This is a genomic window from Legionella sp. PATHC039 (assembly GCF_026191275.1).
GTDB lineage: Bacteria > Pseudomonadota > Gammaproteobacteria > Legionellales > Legionellaceae > Legionella > Legionella pneumophila.
Window position 1 is genome coordinate 2,463,982 of record NZ_JAPHOP010000001.1, and the last position, 17,507, is coordinate 2,481,488.

Genomic DNA, 17,507 nt, shown 5'->3' on the forward strand with positions numbered 1-17,507 from the left:
TATTGGTAAAAAATGATTCTACACTCTGGACTTACCCCGTGAATAGTGTGTAAACAGGAATGGCAAAAATATTCATGCTAAATGCCTAAGGTTGTTTTAAAATCATAAAGTAAGCATCGACATAATCGGGTAAATCTCGAGTGGCCCTGTACAAAGCGTCCTTTCCTGCAAAGCTTCCTGCCAAATAATCAATTTGATATAAATTATTATTAAAAGCTCCCCCAGTATCAGCCAGGATGCCCATTTTAGTCATTGTACGTCCTGATTTGTCTTGATACTGAATCATTAGTAATTTCCCTAAACCAAACTCAGCCAAATCAGCTGCAAAGGTCACCTTGGGGTTAACCGTAATTTTGTATTCAGCGTCCTTACCATAACCTTTAATTCCATCGACTTCCTTGAAATACCAAAATCGCTCCTGCTGATAGGGAGTTTTAGTTCGATCATAAGCAATATTATTACTACGGTGGACATTAAATATTTTCTTGCCAGCAGTCGGTCCAAAATCCGCGACAACGGTACCTTGCAGTAAAGCCGCCTCCAAATCATCTCGACTTAAATAAGCCAACTCGCTAACCGGTTGATTTTTAAGAGCACCGGATAATATCGCTTGCTTACCATATCTGAAACGGATTAGTCCTGGTTTGGCATTTGCTTCATCCAGAGTCAAATTCTGCTCGTCTTCGGGCAAGGCATACAGAGGATAGGGTTTCGCGGAGATTGGTTTGGTACTGGCGCCAGCCAAATGCACAAAATATTTAGTCATCAATATCTTATCTTTGGGTATATTTTGTAATAATGGTTTATTAGCAGATAATTGTTTGGCTTGACTTAAGTCAGGATACCATCGAATAAATTCGAAATGTTGTTTTACAAAATCCGGGTTATTTAATTTTTTTTGGTTTTGACAAATAAATTCCAAGGTTTTTTTCACTCTGTCTAAAGAAATCTTAATGACTTTTCCATCGTGAATCACTTGGGGATCATAATTTTTGCCTTTATTTAAGTAGGCTAGAGTATGCTTTGCTGTACTGCATAATTCAGTGCCCTTAATGTCATATACTCCATTCAAGGCCGGTTGGGATGGAAAGAGTTTTGGCGCAGCCCATAGTGGAGATATAAACAGTAGTGCTGAAAATAATGTCGCTATTCGCATTTACTCTGTTGTTTCCTTTTTATCTTCTGCTTTTCGGGACAATCCTAATTTTTCTTTTAAACGGGCCACAGCATCCGGATCATATTGCTTTGGTACTTTATGTTTGACTACTACGGATGGTGACTTGGCGGATTGCATTGCCACATTTTGCGAGGCATAGGTAGAGCTTCTGAGAGGATATATTGGCAAAAGAGGCTCGGGATGAGAGTCAAACGAATTCATTGGCTTAACGCTGGAAACTGTACTTGGCTGATTATTTACATGCGAATGATTAGCCGCTTTTGCATTCACTTGTTTGCGAGCATTTTTAACACTCTTTTCCACGCGTTTTTTAATTTTCATGGAAGCATGCTCCGCTTCTTCCTCAGTAACCTCCGCTACTGGATTTCCGTGCAAATCGATACGGACTTCACGAGCTTTCAGGCAAGCCAGATAATCAAGACGACGGGTAAAAAGAACAACAGCTTCCCTTAATTTACTTTTAGAAATTCCAACTTGCTCTGCTTTTTCTGCATGCTGCAATATATCAGACATAATACCAATCTTTAATGGCCGAATACGCAAAGAATTATCGAATGCCTCAGGGAAATTAGCTGCAAGCCATAATAATGCGCCAGATCGCGCGCGCTTGGATTGATTTTTTTGTGCTTTATTGATGACAGCGGTTCGTGGGTGCAGCGCCTGCTTTCTCATTCTGGTACCCTTATTGTGTTTAGTCTATTGGCATGAAAATTATCAAAATCATTTGATTTGCAAAAGTCTGTTGACCTTGAATGTATGATAGTCATATCTTGAAGTCAGATGCTGTAAATTATGCTATTAGTTACTCGAGGAATGAGCGCACAATGTACAATGTTTATTGGTTGTTTGCAAGCCTTCTTTATTATTTCCATTAAGCCGAATGCCTTTTGATTTGTATCCAATTAGCAAAATACATTATGATATGTCTATAATTAACTTAAGTCAGATAGAATAGCGCAGAGGATGCTTGATAGATTGCTAAATAAAGGAACCTTATCGCTCAATAATGTATTAATGGTGATTACAAAATGAGGATATTACTTTCAATTCTTGCTATATTCATACCGTGGTTGGTTTTATTGATTAAAGACAATCCAGGCGGAGCTGTCGTTGCATTGATTATGCAAGCGACACTAATTGGATGGCCTTTTGCTTCAATCTGGGCATGGCGAGCAGTTAACCCACTTACCCCGGCGTCTCAATCCAAACAATAAGTATCCCAATCCTGTTTTTATTCAACATATAATAAATCAGGACTTATGAAAAATGCCAAATCGAGGCAAAAAATTTTTTTATAAAGAGATTGGGATTTTTCGTAAATCATGTAAATAATTCGGAGTGATAAATGCGAACACGTGTCATTGTTAATGGTGCCAATGGAAAAATGGGGATACTAGCCTGTGAAACATTGGAAAACCATGAACAGTTTGAAGTAGTAGCCAAACTAAGCAGACAGGATAATCTTGGGCGAAGTATACTGGACACCAAAGCACAAATAGTTGTTGATTTAACAAGAGCAGACTGTGTCTATGAAAACTCTTTAACCATTATTAATCACGGCGCTCGACCGATTATTGGAACATCGGGGTTGGTTGAAACACAAATCGATGAGCTCACCAAGCTGTGTGAAATAAAACAAATAGGTGGAATTATTGCACCTAATTTTTCTCTCGGCGCCATTTTAATGATGATGCTCGCCACGAAAGCTTCTGAATATTTTTCAGAGGTTGAAATCATTGAAGGCCATCATCAACAAAAATTGGATGCACCATCAGGGACTGCTTTAAAAACTGCAGAAATGATAGCTGCGGCGCGCAAAAAACCCAAAAACAAACTTCCATTAAAAGAATTAACCGCTGGGGCCCGAGGCGGCTCTCATCATGATATTAATATTCATTCCCTTAGACTGCCTGGATTACTTGCTCGGCAAGAAGTCCTCTTTGGCAATATAGGCGAGACACTCTCCATTGCACATAACAGTATAGATCGCCGCTGTTTTATGCCGGGAATTGTGCTGGCCTGTCAAAAAGTATTGAATTTAACTAATCTGGTTTATGGTTTGGAACATTTGCTTTAAATTTCAAAAACCAAGTCGACCCGTATTACTGTCAGGCATACGGGTCTCCTTTTCGCATTTCACCCCTTGATATGGAACGTTTCCCAACTCATTTTTTTAAACATTACATATAAACCAATCCACTGTTTTCTCTTTTGGAACTCTCAAACAAAGAAGACCACTCTAAAATCGCTTCTTCTGCCAGTGTTTGTAAAGTGGTTTCTGATGACAGGGGCTGTAATAATTTCCTAATACGATCATAAACTGAATTGGTTGCTGTAGTTCTTGATGAGTCGCTTTCTGGCCGATTTAAAACGGCTGCAAATATTTTTCCAATACGAAGAACATTATCATTGCCCGAGTTTTCATCATGCATAACTTCACGAATATTGAGTATTCCAGTAGGTGTTAAGCTCACATCTTTATCAGAGAACCAACGTAATTTCCAGGAATCTTTGCTCGATTTTTGAAATCTGCGCTCCTCATTGATTAGAGCGCTTAGCACATCATAAAGCATTGTACACATTTTTTCGCCCAGCTGTTTGGCAATTAACAAGCAATGCAATTCGTTTTCTGGTAGAAAAAAGGAACGCAAATCCTTGCTAATATTCTTCACTTCATTATCAGTAGCTAATCGGTCATCATAGGCTAATGCTTTCTCAGTGCCCAAGCGCTCGTTAATGGCCTCAGCGATATCGTTTGGCCAGTACCAATCAGGCGTTTTGATTCCCTCTGAACCTGGCGCATTTTGCCCTGCAAGCTCATGTTGATGTCTGGAGATATAAAGATCTACGACAATATTAATGAAATTGACTCGTTCTTGTTTTTCTTTGGGAATTCCAAATTTAGGCCAATTTCCATATTTTGCTTTATACACAATCATCGCATCAGTATGCAATAACTCTACTGCTTTTCTGTCTTTACCACTGACACAGGAGCCATAGCTATAGCCGCCCATGTTTAGAATAATCAATTCTTCCAAAGAGCTAAGAAATAATTCCCTGCCATCGTAATCCCAAAATGTTGCAGAGCCTAAAGGCGACTCTAAAACGGCCTTATAATCATCGATTAGCGCTTGCAATCCAGGCTTGGAAGACACATATTTCTGCGCAGCTTTTAATAAAAACTCGCTGTCTGTATCCGTTGCCTGAGTATAATAATAACGCTTGGCAATATTAAAAGGATGATTATGCTGGAATATTTCATGCCTGCGTTTGCTCCGGGTGACCGCTTCTCGGGCAATTTTATACAACTCCAGATCCGGAGGTAATTCCGGTAAAAAGTCTGTAACCACTGTTGGAATATAATCTACTGCATGAATAGGGCTAATTAATGTTTGCAATAACAAAGGTTGTTGAGGTTTGGCAAATTCCATCACCTTAACCAGGTTGGAGTCGACATGACGCTGCTGGACATCCTCAGGAAATTTTAACGAATCACGACTGGCAACATGGCTTGAGCGATACCTCTTGTCATAAAATAAAGTTTCTTTACCCTCATCATCGATTAAATATAAACTGTGCGCACCATAATTGGCTGGAGCAGGCAAAGTTCGGTGCCGGCTTGATAAATAAGATACGACATCCTCAACCTTTTCTGCATTTTTGAGAGCATATTCCAAAAAGTATTGTTGTTTCTCGGATAAAACCCAATACCACTGTGGAAGCTTAGGCACTAGGCTCAAAGTCGATGCGTATTGATCATTCCTGGCCTGCTCAACCATAAATTTTTTAAACTCTTTTAAGCTGGATTTAATCTCATGCGGAGTAGCAGACAAGACGCGAATCATGGCTTGCTGAGCAAGGCTTAATTCATTGAACCAGGAAGGATAAGGCGGTGAGTTGGTATGTATTTGATTTAATTCCGTGGTCAAATTCAGTGACCTTTTTGCAATATCTCCCCAATTGCCAAAAAATGTATTAAAGTGCTGCAGCGCTTTTTTAGGATCAACAGAACTTAAATTCAGATTACAATAATAAGCTTGTTGATAGGGCGGCAGATTTTTAAACCAGGCAGGTGTTTTAGGAAAATTATATTCTTTTAATTGTTTTAATTCAGTTAACCATTGTTCATAAACGGGAGAAAGGGATTCATCATATTGCAAAACATACTTTGTCTCACTGCCCATTTCAATCGGCATTATGGTAGCGATATCGCTACGACCCCGACTCATTAAGACATACTGCTCTGCTTCATTAAGGCTGGCTATCGCCTCTTTGACTGCCTTACCTTTAGGCCATTTCCACGCGATTGCAATAGCCTCAACCAATTTGGCCGTAAATCGTTCGAGCTCAAGATGCAACTCTTCTAATGTCAGTTTTTCCAGGTCACATGAAGCCTTGCATTCTGCGGCATAAGTACTTAAGGTTGCAACCGTCAGCGAAGTATGTTTTGGATCGAGGGGGTAAGCTTTTAAGATAAATGAAAAGGCACCATGAATGCTATCTATCCGGCGAGCGATGCTTTTACGATAATCTGGCTGCTCTTTGAAATACTCTAATTTGTAACCAGGTAGAAGTCGCTCTAGTGTATCAAATACCTGAGGAGATAATATTGTATTTTCCAAAACACGTAAAATTATACCTTTTCCCATAGCTTAATTCCCTTACTGCCTTAATTTCCTCATTATTGTATAAATAATTCAAAGTGACAATCTTTTGAATTAACAATTGAATTATATATTCACCCTAAGATATCAGGAAGTTAATTGCCTTAATAGCATTACTTCATGCTAAACTAGTTTTTTTGGAGGAATAGTAAAAGGATAGCTATGAAAAGTATAGAGGATTTTACAGGTTTTTCAGAATCCGGGATTGATGATGCCATTCAAAATGCTTTAAAAAAAGCAGGTAATCCAACTCATTTTGAAGTCGTTGAAACACTAGGTTCACAAGATAGCCTATCAGATCGACGATATCAGGTAACGCTTAAAACACTGAGTGATTAATCATTAAGTAACGGCAATCATTGGCTAGAAATAAATGACAAAAATTTAATGTCAGTACTCTTTCTATAACTATTATCTAGCTACCGCCTTTCAATACAAGGAGTTTAAAAATGGGATACAATGTGCCTCACTATATTGGTGGACAACTTATTAATGAAACGGATACTGAAGCTCAAGCCATTTATAATCCTGCTCTGGGTGAAATTATTGGCCAAGTCCATTTTGCGTCAAAGGCAACCTGTGACAGAGCTGTGGCTATTGCGAAAGCGGCAGGAAATGAATGGTCGCAAACCCCTGCTATAAAAAGAGCGCGAGTTTTATTCCGATTTAGAGAGTTGCTGGAAAAATACCAAATGGATCTGGCACGAATAGTCACTCGTGAGCACGGCAAAACGCTGGATGATGCGAAAGGATCGGTAGCCAGAGGCATTGAGGTAGTGGAGCTGCACTGCGGGCTCGTCAACGAACTAAAGGGAGATTTTTCTGCTGAAGTGGCCAGCCATATTGATTGCCATACTTTTCGACAACCCTTGGGGGTATGTGCCGGAGTATCTCCATTTAACTTTCCTGTCATGGTACCCATTTGGATGATGATTCCTGCTATTGCTTGTGGAAATACCTTTATTCTTAAACCCTCCGAGCAAGATCCCTCTGCGCCTGTCCGTTTATTGGAACTGTTAAGTGATGCTGGGTTACCTCCGGGCGTTGCCAATTGTATCCAGGGTAATAAAACGACTGTCGAGCATTTATTGGCTCATCCGGATGTAGCTGCCTTTACTGCGGTCGCCTCCACTCCTGTTGCCGAATACATCTATACCACTGCAGCAGCCTATGGAAAGCGGGCACATACTTTTGGCGGAGCTAAAAATCACTGCGTGGTTATGCCTGATGCCGATTTAGACCAGGCAGCTAATGCTATCGTCGGAGCAGCCTATGGTTCGGCAGGAGAACGGTGCATGGCTTTATCTGTCGTTGTAACGGTTGGTCAACATACCGCTGATGCCTTGATCAATAAAATTTCCCCCCTCATTCGAGCCATTCGCGTAGACGCCGGAGATGTTGAAGGCACTAATATGGGTCCTCTTGTCAGCCAGGCTCATCGACAAAGAGTTTTGGCCGCTATTGAAAAAGGGGTTAATGAAGGTGCCCGCTTGATTATCGATGGCAGAACCTTTCAACATCCTCAATACCCACAAGGTTTTTACCTGGGACCCTGCTTGTTTGATGAAGTAACCGAAGAAATGTCTGTCTATCAAAATGAAATTTTTGGACCTGTGCTGGTTATCGTGCGGGTCAACCATTTTGAAGAGGCTCTTGCTTTAGTCAATAAACATCAATACGGAAATGGCACTGCTATTTTCACTCGGGATGGCTTTACAGCACGTGAGTATAGCCAGCGAGTTCAAGCAGGCCTGGTCGGCATTAATATTCCAATACCCGTTCCCATTGCCAACCATCCTTTCGGAGGCTGGAAGCGCTCTGTGTTTGGAGATACCAACATGCACGGAGAAGAAAGTATACATTTCTATACTCGACGCAAAACAGTCACTAGCAAATGGCCAATAACCGAATTAAAGGATAACAGCTTTGCCATGCCCACTCATGATTAATCATGCTTATTACGGAGAAATATATGGCTAATATTGGATTTGTGGGATTAGGTCATATGGGTTTTCCAATGGCCATTAATCTTTTGAAAGCCGGTCATAGTGTCATGGGCTATGATTTGCAACAATCAGCACTTGAACATTTTGCTGAACAAGGAGGAGCTATTGCTCATAACTTGCAGGAATTGGCAAAAGGCAAAGATGTCATTGTTACTATGTTACAAACCGGACAGCAAGTTTTACATGTATGCCTTGGTGTAGATGGTATATTCAGTCAGTTAAATGCTGGCTCATTGTACATCGATTGCTCTACAATTGATGTAAAAAGCTCTCGAGAAACCCATCAAATAGCGAAAGAAAATCATCTTCTAGTCGTCGATGCTCCCGTCTCTGGCGGCGTAGCGGGGGCCGCTGCAGCCACGTTAACATTCATGGTCGGTGGTGAGGCGGAGGCTTATAATGCAGCGCATCCCATTCTCTCTGCCATGGGGAAAAAAATCATCCATACAGGCGGTGCAGGCAGTGGGCAAGCGGCCAAAATTTGCAATAACATGATATTGGGTACCACGATGATCGCCATATCAGAAGCGTTCATTCTGGCGAAAGAACTAGGGCTGTCTGATGGAAAACTATTTGAGGTGGTAAACAATTCATCGGGTCAATGTTGGGCTATGAGCAAATACGTCCCTGTACCAGGAATATTGGAAAATGTTCCTGCAAATAATGATTATAAGCCAGGGTTTGCAGCAAACATGATGTTGAAGGATTTGTTATTGAGTCAAAATACTGCGAAATCAGTACACATTGAAACACCCCTTGGCGCCAAAACAACTGAAATTTATCAACAATTTGTCGATCAGGGACTTGGTGATATCGATTTTTCAGCCATTATTAAACACATTGGCAAAACACAAGAGGTGTAGCATGCTTCCCATTCATCTAAGGCACCCTCATTTAACACCTACAGAAGAATCTTTATCTGAATTTTGGTCTGAAATTGCCGCGCAAACCATTGACTGGATACAACCTTGGAGTATTACCCTGCAGGGAGGATTACACAAAGGCGATGTGAAATGGTTTCAAGGCGGCTTGCTCAATGTTAGCGCTAATTGTCTGGATAGGCATTTACCCCATAAAGCGAATCAAACGGCCATCATTTGGGAAGGTGATGATGAAAACCAAAATAAAACCCTGACTTTTGCGCAGCTTTATTCCGAAGTATGCAAAATGAGTAATATGTTAAAAAGCCTAAATGTTCGCAAAGGGGATAAGGTAGGCATTTATTTGCCCATGATTCCTGAAGCGGCCATTGCCATGCTGGCTTGTGCTCGTATAGGAGCTATCCATACCGTTGTGTTTGCCGGGTTTTCGGCCCATGCATTGCAGCAACGATTAATAGCCTCTTCCTGTAAATGTTTAATCACTGCGGATGCGTTTCAACGCGGTGGAAAAACTATCCCTTTAAAGAAACAGGCTGATGAAGCCAGCGTGGACTTAAATATCACTAAGCTGGTTGTTAAAAATTCAAATGACCCAACAGCACTAAATAAGAACAAAGAACATTGGTGGCATGAGCTAAAACAAACCGTATCGGATCAATGCATGCCGGAACCAATGAACGCCGAAGATCCACTGTTTATTCTCTATACTTCAGGAAGCACGGGGCAGCCGAAAGGGGTGGTACATACCACAGGTGGCTATTTAGTACAGGCTGCTTATACACATCAACTGATATTTGCTTGTCAGGATAATGAAGTATTTTGGTGTACTGCTGATGTCGGTTGGATTACAGGGCATAGTTATGTCGTCTATGGACCCCTCTGCAATGGCACTACCACATTGATGTTTGAAGGAATACCTACGTGGCCTGACTCAGCAAGAAATTGGCGCATCATTGATAAGCACCAAGTGAATGTGTTCTACACAGCTCCCACGGCCATCCGCTCCCTGATGAGAGCTGGCGATCAATGGCTAAACTCAAGCTCAAGAAGTTCTCTTCGTTTACTGGGTTCAGTGGGTGAGCCAATTAACCCGGAAGCATGGAATTGGTATCACCAAAAAGTTGGACAAGGGAAATGCCCGATAGTGGATACATGGTGGCAAACGGAAACTGGAGCCATTATGATTAGTCCCAGAGCCAGTGATGAAGTGATCAAACCAGGCTCTGCTCGTAAACCTATTCCGGGGATCGTACCACTCCTGTTAAATGAGCAAGGACATGAAATTAATGGCGCTGGAGAAGGCTTTTTGGCTATCAAATACCCATGGCCTTCTATGGCAAGAACCATTGCAGGAGATCACCAAAGATACTGTAACACTTATTTATCCAACGGCTATTACATCACTGGTGATGGGGCCAAACGAGATGAGGATGGAGATTATTGGATTACAGGCCGAATTGATGACGTACTTAATGTTTCCGGGCATCGATTGGGTACTGCTGAAATTGAATCAGCATTAGTCAGCCATCCTAAGGTTGCTGAAGCTGGCGTTGTAGGTATTCCTCATGACTTAAAGGGTCAAGGAATATTTGCCTATGTCATTCTGAAGCAGGGAAATAAGCCGGATGCCAAGCTCCAAAATGAATTGATGGAGCGAGTCAAAGATGAAATCAGTGCTATCGCCAAACCAGATGTCATTCAATTTGTAAATGATTTGCCGAAAACCCGTTCAGGTAAAATTATGCGCCGAATACTAAGAAAAATTGCTTGTAAAGAAGTGTCGCACATTGATGAGCTGGGTGATTTAACAACTCTTGCTAACCCTCAGATCGTTGAGGAAATCATGAAAAATATTTTGAAGCGGTAAAAAGAACTGTCGAGCTTCACAAAGTTTATTCTGATAGCAAACAAATAAACTATGTGAAGCCTGACAACCAGTTCAAATAATATCAAATCAATTTCATCAGGCTCTGACAGCGAGCGGTTGCATTGACAATGAAAAATCTTTGACAATTGTTTCAGACTCGGTGGGTACAGGAAATAATCGCCATCTTCCCGCGTATAAATTGGCTCCGCCCAAAGTGCATAAAGTGACTAAAGCACTCGCTAAATCAGCAAACACTTGTTTCCAACCACGATGTACTTCTAAAACAGGTATGACTGCATTAATGGCACGGACGCAATCTTGATGAAAATCCTTGCATTTCACATTCTTGGGCAGCTGAGAGTTTTTGAAGCGCTCTTCGGCCCTTAATAAATTATTGTAAAATGTTCTCGCTATGGGTGCCGCACGTTTATAATTTTCATCGCCAACCGCTTTGGTTTCCAGCGTTTTAACCATACTTTCAATAGTTTTCAAGTGGTCGGAAAATTTAATTTCGGCAAGAATATTCAAGGTTTCTTTTGTTGCAGCGATTTGATCAGTAATACGCTTACTCACTGCATCAGCTTGCCTGTTAACTTCGCAAACTTTATCTCTCAGAGCCATTTTGATATCACTATGATACTCACCAGATAAAAGTTGAAGCTGTTCCTGAGCCTTAAGCAAATCTGGTTTGTTGCCCACCAAATTTCGAACCGATTGAATTAAATCCTGTTTTCTGGCAATCACTTCTTCAACTGTTTGGCATCTGTTAAAACTTATCGGAAATTCCCTGATTTGTTTTTCATAGCTTTTTACTACTTCTTCAGCATTTATTTTAATGATCAATTGATCAGCTGTTTCATTTATTTCTTGTTTTTTCGCTTGCAGTGCTCTTACTATGGATGGTTGCAAGTCATTACAATCCAGAACTTTTTCAGCACCTAACAAAGCTTGATTAGGTTTAACCAGATTATCAAGTTGCTGCAATAAATTATTGCGCTGCCATTCTATTGCGGAAGTAGAACTTATATCATTAAAACGAATTGTAAAATTATTAATTCTTTTCTCAACAGAATCGATAACCTTTTGTGACTCATCAAGAAGCTGTTTTTGCAATAATTCAGCCCGCAAATTAATCTTTTCAACCTGCTCATAATAGACCATTTTTATTTTTGGATTCGCGATTAATTGTTCACCCAAAAGGTCTTCAGCCTTAACCCGTGTGTGAAGTTTTTTATTCAACAAAATGCGTTGGGATTCAATAGCTACTATGGTATCCGCATCATTAAAGTCGATGGGGAAATTTTTTATTTGCCTGACATGCTCATCTATATCCGTTTCATACTTCCTGAGAAAATCTGAACGTCGATTAGCTGCGGCGTCTATCATTCGGAGCTTACGTTCTAAAGCCTTCTGGACTTCCGGATGTCCATCAGCTAAATCCAGTATTTGCAACGCATTTTGCAATTCGTCAGAATAAACTATTTTCTTAATAAGTTGGCCTCTGAACTCTTCTGCATTGAGATTAACGTGTGCTACGGTTTTAAATCCCTCAAAACTAAATGGAAAAGAATTGATTCGTTGAACAATATCTAAAATCACTCTTTTAGCATCGTCGACTCGTTGTTGCCTTAATACATTATCAATTTCTGGAATTTTTATCACAGGTTGTGGCTTGGATAAGGGCTCAAACCATGATTTGAATTCGCCTGAATCTTTTAAAGCGATTTTTTTTGCGTATTCTTCTGAAGATATGCCAAATAGAACACTAATTTTTTGAGATGCGAAAACAAATAAAGTTTTTGCCACTTCTGGATTAATTCGGCTTAATCTGAACAAATTTTCAAAGAATTCATCCGGATCTTTAAACGTTGCGCTGGCAAGAATAACATCAAAAAACTCCTCATCAATTGGGGATGTGTCTTTGCTTTTTAAGTACTCAATCAATAAATCCGGTAAAGTCTTTAGTGTGAGATAGTTAGCAATTGCTTTTGCAAAAAGAGCTTTTGGCGGAAATAATGTCTCTATTGATTTTTTGGAGAAAACATTGGCTATAAACAATGCTCTTAACCCTGATGCTCTTGTTAAATTAGAGGATGCTCCGCCAAAGTAAAAGTTAATTAACCCGGATTCAATTTCTTGTTTCGCTTTTTCAGGCATGTAATCTAGCTGATTGATTTTTTGCTGTATTGCAGACTTCACTATTAAATAGAGAAAAGCCTCGCTATTAAAATTTATGCCTGCTTTGGGACTTAATTTGTTTTCTTCGACTGGGCTTGACAAGGCTAACTCTGTCAAAACCTCGCCTAATAATTCTTGAGATGTTTCTTCACGAAGAACCAGTTCAAGCAAATCCATTGCAGGGATATGGGTTAAAAATAATTTTAGGAATTCTTTTTTAGAACCATCCGCATTGGCTATGCAAGTAGTTAATGTTTTCTTTTCATCCACTGACAGTTTAAGGAAAAGTTTTTCAAGATAAGGGATTTGTTTATGCAAACTAATGCAAGAAGAAATAATTTTGTTGCTGGTTAGAAGATTCATTTCCTCCAAAGATATCAACCTTTTCTGCAGCCCAGAATTAGAAAAAACATACCTCCCCTCATCATTGGAAAGTTTCAATAATTTTTTTGTCAAACTGGCTCTATGGATACTGGTATTAAAAAGGCAAAATCGGCAGTTTCGTTTCTCGAGCTCATTTAGGCTATAAGTTTCTGTTTTAGAATTATTGTGCGGATTGATTAAAACAAAATCATAACTTTCAGAACCTTTAGGAATAATTTTGCCTATTCTTAAAGCATGGCGGGCATGAAATTTCCCATAACTATCGACTTTTCCGTAAGACATACTAATATAAACAGGCTCATCAGGATTCATTAATTTCAATTTGATGATATCGTCAAGCCTGGAGTATGGAATGTCTTCCGCTTGAATACCAAAGAGTTTGCCCAAAAAAGCAGTGGAAGTAAAACCGGCAATTCTATCCGGTATATCATGAGCAATAATGCTTGCCTGAGGATCAGTATTACTCCAATCTCCCACATAATAATAGGAAACTAAGCGTTCCAAAATCTTTATTGCCAGAGAATTACTTTCCACTCCACCATACTGGGTATCAATTTCCTTTAATCTTTCAGGGCTAATCTCAAACACATCTTCATTGTTGAGCTCATCCACATAATGGGTGTATTTCCCAGTCATTTTACTCTTTTGTAAATTATCTTTTAATGCCTCATGACGTTTGATTCTTACAATAACTCGGCCGTCATCTCTTTGAGTAAACAGTGATTTAATTAATTGCTCACCTTCCTGTCCAAGATTTAAAATACAATCCAGGGATGACAAAAGATAGCAACTACCTCCAATACCTTGTCGGATAGTAATAGGGCCTTGAGTTGGGAATAAAAGTGTCATTGTGATCCTCTTGAAATCATATAAGATATAAGTTGCGCATTATATCAAAAAATGAACAGAAAGAGAATATTAGATACTAATTCAGTAAAAAAAATAAACCATATTCCACCGAGCGTCCACACTAAAAAAATTAATTCCATTCATACCAATGGTCTAGCAAAGAAATCAACTCCTCAACACCATCCTTTTTCACAGAAGAAAACGCTTGCACAGAAACCAAATGCTCTGCCAGCTCATAATACTGCCGAACTTTAAGTACGGCATTTTTGACTTCACTACGACTTAACTTATCTGCTTTTGTCAATAAGATATGCACTGGGAGCTCTCTGTGCAAAGCCCAATTCACTAATATTTGATCCAAATCTTTCAATGGGTGCCGTACATCCATCAACAAAATTAATCCTCTCAAACATTGCCTTGCTTCTAGATAGTGGGCTAAATTCTTTTGCCATTCCAATTTTACTTCCATTGCTACCTTGGCATAACCATAACCTGGTAAATCAACAAGGCGCCTATGCTCATCAAGAGAAAAGAGATTGATCAGTTGAGTGCGGCCTGGTGTTTTGCTGGTTCTTGCCAAATTTTTATTATTAGTCAGACAATTTAAGGCACTGGATTTTCCAGCGTTGGAACGGCCAGCAAACGCTACCTCATATCCGGAATCTTCAGGTAATTGATTGACACGGGCTGCACTTTTTAAAAATACTGCTTTAGAATATAAATTGATTGGCATAAGATATCATTTTAGTTTTGGGATTTTGACCCAGGCAGTGTAACATTAATTGACTAAATTATTATGAGAAATCCATGAAAAAATTAGCACTCGTATTAATCCTGTGCTCTTCATCAGTAATTTTTGCCCAGGAAAACCCGCAAGAGGCTGGACAAAATAAGTCAACAGTCTGTACCGCCTGCCATGGTCCGCAAGGTATTAGTACGAATCCCGAATGGCCAAATCTTGCCGGCCAGCATGAGAAATATTTTGTAAAACAATTGAAAGATATAAAAGAAGGTAAGTCGCGCTCTGCACCCACTATGACTGCAATAGTTGCTAATCTGAATGAGCAGGATATGGATGACTTGGCAGCCTATTATGCTAAAATGCCCGTTGCTGAAGGTTCAACCCCTGAAAAATATTTAAAAAGAGGCGAACAACTTTACAGAGGTGGTGATTTAAACAAACACATCGCGGCCTGTATAGCCTGCCATGGTCCTAAAGGAAGTGGAAACGCTCAAGCAGGCTTTCCCCTGCTTTCTGGTCAGCATGCAGCTTATACTATAATGCAACTGCAAGCATTTAAAGACGGGAAGCGAAGGAATGACTTAAATCAAATTATGCAGGATATCAGTAGTAAAATGAGTCCAGAAGATATGGAAGCCGTTGCTTATTATATTCAAGGCTTATATTGAGGAATTGACTATGTTTAAAAAATTAATTGCCCTATTATTTCTTATACCAATGACTGCTTTGGCAACTCAATTTATTGAAGGTAAAGATTATCAAACCGTTGCCAGTGCGCAATTGTCTACTAATAAAGATAAAACACCCCTGATTACCGAATTTTTTAGCTATGGCTGTCCATGGTGTTATAAAATTGACGCCCCACTAAATGATTGGGCAACCAGAATGGGTAAAGGTGCTCATCTTGAGCGCATTCCAGTTGTTTTTAAACCAAACTGGGATTTGTATGCCAAAGCCTATTACACAGCAAAAACCCTGGCTATGTCCGATAAAATGAATGTCATATTGTTTAAAGCAATTCAGGAAGATAAAAATCCACTGGCAACGAAACAATCGATGGTTGATTTTTTTGTTGCTCATGGCGTAGACAGAGAAATTGCCAAGAGCGCTTTTGAAAATTCGCCAACAATCGATATGCGCGTTAACAGCGGTATGTCTTTGATGGCGCATTATCAAATTAACGCCGTACCAGCCTTTGTCGTCAATAACAAATACAAAACTGACTTACAAATGGCAGGAAGCGAAGAGCGTTTATTTGAAATTTTGAATTACCTGTTAAGAAAATCAGCTTAATTAACTCAAGCTATAAAGGATATTCCTAATCAGGTCAGTACCCTCATGTTTCAATATTCTCTAACGGCCGGATTTGGTTGAGATGGGGGCTGATCTCTTACGCATATTCCTCGCCAAGGTAATTGACCACAGGCCAGGTCATTTTGACCTGGCTTTCTTGCTAAGCCCCCTTGCCCGGGTTTTCCAGACTCAAAATACCGGTATTGAAATCATAAGCAAAAATCTCGGCATATCGTCCCCAGTCAATCATTGTTTTCAAAACACGATCTGCTTCTTTCTCGCTTAAATAATCCTCCAGCTTACTCAAAAAGCGCTCTTCCGAGACGCGATGCCCCGCTTTCTCATCCAGTACACGTCTTATATAACGAGCCAGAGGGACTTTTTCCAATAATCTTTGCGCAAACAATTGCTTACGCTCTTGCAAATCAGCTTCTGAAAATTGCTTTCCTAATTCACTTAACTGAATATCTCCCGCAGACACCTTGGCAAAACCAAGTATCTCCAGAGTTTCAAGAATTGGGAACAGATCATCAATATTCATCATGAGCTCGTCTGCCAGCTCAGGTAAATCAATACGTTCTTCAAAGGATTTCATAGTTTCTATCAGACCGGATAATTCCGAGGGCTCGACATCGGGTAAGCGATAGCCTAAACCTATTTGACGCTCCCTTTGCGCTCGCTTGGCTTTTTCTTTGGGTCCAGTAGTCATTAAAGTATAAATCTTATCAACTAAGGCAAGATATTCCGGGCTTTCCGGGTCACGGGGTTGCGGAAGAGTCACTGGTAATTCAGCACGAATATAGCCGGGATCATTACCAAAAATCACTATCCTGTCAGCCAAAGTCGCCGCTTCTTCTATATTGTGTGTTACTAATAAAATACCATTGGTATTCGTTTTCTTTTCTTTCCATAACTCCAATAAATCTGATTTGAGGTTTTCTGCAGTAAGTACATCAAGTGCGGAAAAGGGTTCATCCATTAACAACACATCCGGATTAATAACCAAAGCGCGAGCAAAACCAACCCGTTGTCGCATCCCACCAGATAATTCCTTGGGAAAAGCCGATTCGAAACCATCCAAACCTATAATATCTATCGCTTCAATAGCCCTGTGCCTTCTTTCCTCGCGGCTGATTCCTTGTGCTTCCAAACCAAGCTCCACATTTTCCAAGACTGTAAGCCAGGGCATTAAAGCAAACGACTGAAATACCATAGCAATGCCTTCTACCGGCCTGGTTACAGGTTTACCGCGGTAAGTCACTGTTCCACTGGAAGGAGCGATAAGACCAGCAATAATCCTGAGTAAAGTGGATTTCCCTGAACCAGATTTACCTAACAAAGCAACTATTTCGCCTTCCTGTAATTTGAAATTAACATCTTCAAGTACAAGAAGGTGCTGGGAAGGTGCTTTTTTAAAAGATTTGCTTAAATTTTCTATGTTAATAATTGTTTCCGGCATAGGAGTC

The 17,507-nt window shown here is 40.0% G+C and carries 14 protein-coding genes; 8 read left to right on the forward strand and 6 right to left on the reverse strand.

The genetic code is table 11. The features are described from left to right. Positions 1 to 85 precede the first annotated feature (85 nt). Positions 86 to 1,156 carry a hypothetical protein gene (locus tag OQI99_RS11215; RefSeq protein ID WP_265731988.1) on the reverse strand — a complete coding sequence of 357 codons (1,071 nt, stop codon included), beginning with the start codon at positions 1,154 to 1,156 and terminating at the stop codon, positions 86 to 88. Then, entirely contained in the window at positions 1,157 to 1,849 is a 693-nt protein-coding gene (locus OQI99_RS11220) for a ProQ/FinO family protein (protein WP_265731989.1), read from the reverse strand. A gap of 356 nt (positions 1,850 to 2,205) precedes the next feature. On the opposite strand from OQI99_RS11220, the gene OQI99_RS11225 reads away from it, so the two are divergent. After that, entirely contained in the window at positions 2,206 to 2,391 is a 186-nt protein-coding gene (locus OQI99_RS11225) for a hypothetical protein (protein WP_265731990.1), read from the forward strand. Between the two features lie 131 nt (positions 2,392 to 2,522). Beyond that, positions 2,523 to 3,254, forward strand: coding sequence for a 4-hydroxy-tetrahydrodipicolinate reductase (gene dapB, locus OQI99_RS11230; protein ID WP_265731991.1), 732 nt, complete (start codon positions 2,523 to 2,525; stop codon positions 3,252 to 3,254). A 103-nt stretch (positions 3,255 to 3,357) separates the two neighbouring features. Here the strand turns inward: dapB and OQI99_RS11235 are convergent, their stop codons facing one another. Then, a complete protein-coding gene (locus OQI99_RS11235) occupies positions 3,358 to 5,826 on the reverse strand; it encodes an oxidoreductase (RefSeq protein ID WP_265731992.1) in 2,469 nt (822 codons plus the stop codon). A gap of 177 nt (positions 5,827 to 6,003) precedes the next feature. Between OQI99_RS11235 and OQI99_RS11240 the strand changes: the two genes are divergently transcribed. The 4 genes from OQI99_RS11240 to acs all read left to right on the forward strand — a co-directional run bounded on the left by OQI99_RS11240 (position 6,004) and on the right by acs (position 10,595). Next, complete coding sequence (locus tag OQI99_RS11240) at positions 6,004 to 6,180, forward strand: dodecin domain-containing protein (RefSeq protein WP_265731993.1); 177 nt, start codon at positions 6,004 to 6,006, stop codon at positions 6,178 to 6,180. A 110-nt stretch (positions 6,181 to 6,290) separates the two neighbouring features. After that, positions 6,291 to 7,790, forward strand: a complete 1,500-nt coding sequence (locus OQI99_RS11245) for a CoA-acylating methylmalonate-semialdehyde dehydrogenase (RefSeq protein ID WP_265731994.1) — start codon at positions 6,291 to 6,293, stop codon at positions 7,788 to 7,790. A 23-nt stretch (positions 7,791 to 7,813) separates the two neighbouring features. After that, entirely contained in the window at positions 7,814 to 8,710 is an 897-nt protein-coding gene (gene mmsB / locus OQI99_RS11250; protein ID WP_014843071.1) for a 3-hydroxyisobutyrate dehydrogenase, read from the forward strand. Position 8,711: 1 nt separating this feature from the next. Beyond that, the gene (gene acs, locus OQI99_RS11255; RefSeq protein ID WP_265731995.1) at positions 8,712 to 10,595 is read left to right on the forward strand and encodes an acetate--CoA ligase; all 1,884 of its coding nucleotides are present in this window, start codon (positions 8,712 to 8,714) and stop codon (positions 10,593 to 10,595) included. A gap of 96 nt (positions 10,596 to 10,691) precedes the next feature. On the opposite strand, the gene OQI99_RS11260 is transcribed toward acs, so the two are convergent. Together OQI99_RS11260 and yihA are read right to left on the reverse strand one after the other, a co-directional pair. Then, complete coding sequence (locus OQI99_RS11260; RefSeq protein WP_265731996.1) at positions 10,692 to 14,006, reverse strand: Dot/Icm secretion system substrate; 3,315 nt, start codon at positions 14,004 to 14,006, stop codon at positions 10,692 to 10,694. A gap of 130 nt (positions 14,007 to 14,136) precedes the next feature. Beyond that, positions 14,137 to 14,739 carry a ribosome biogenesis GTP-binding protein YihA/YsxC gene (yihA, locus tag OQI99_RS11265; RefSeq protein WP_265731997.1) on the reverse strand — a complete coding sequence of 201 codons (603 nt, stop codon included), beginning with the start codon at positions 14,737 to 14,739 and terminating at the stop codon, positions 14,137 to 14,139. A gap of 74 nt (positions 14,740 to 14,813) precedes the next feature. On the opposite strand from yihA, the gene OQI99_RS11270 reads away from it, so the two are divergent. Next, positions 14,814 to 15,416, forward strand: coding sequence for a c-type cytochrome (locus OQI99_RS11270; RefSeq protein ID WP_265731998.1), 603 nt, complete (start codon positions 14,814 to 14,816; stop codon positions 15,414 to 15,416). Between the two features lie 10 nt (positions 15,417 to 15,426). Then, positions 15,427 to 16,041: a thiol:disulfide interchange protein DsbA/DsbL gene (locus OQI99_RS11275; protein WP_265731999.1), complete on the forward strand. Its 615-nt coding sequence runs from the start codon at positions 15,427 to 15,429 to the stop codon at positions 16,039 to 16,041. 160 nt (positions 16,042 to 16,201) lie between these two features. Here OQI99_RS11275 and OQI99_RS11280 read toward each other — a convergent pair whose 3' ends face one another. Then, on the reverse strand, positions 16,202 to 17,500 hold the full coding sequence (locus OQI99_RS11280; protein WP_010945883.1) for an AAA-associated domain-containing protein: 1,299 nt from the start codon (positions 17,498 to 17,500) through the stop codon (positions 16,202 to 16,204). Positions 17,501 to 17,507: the final 7 nt, after the last annotated feature.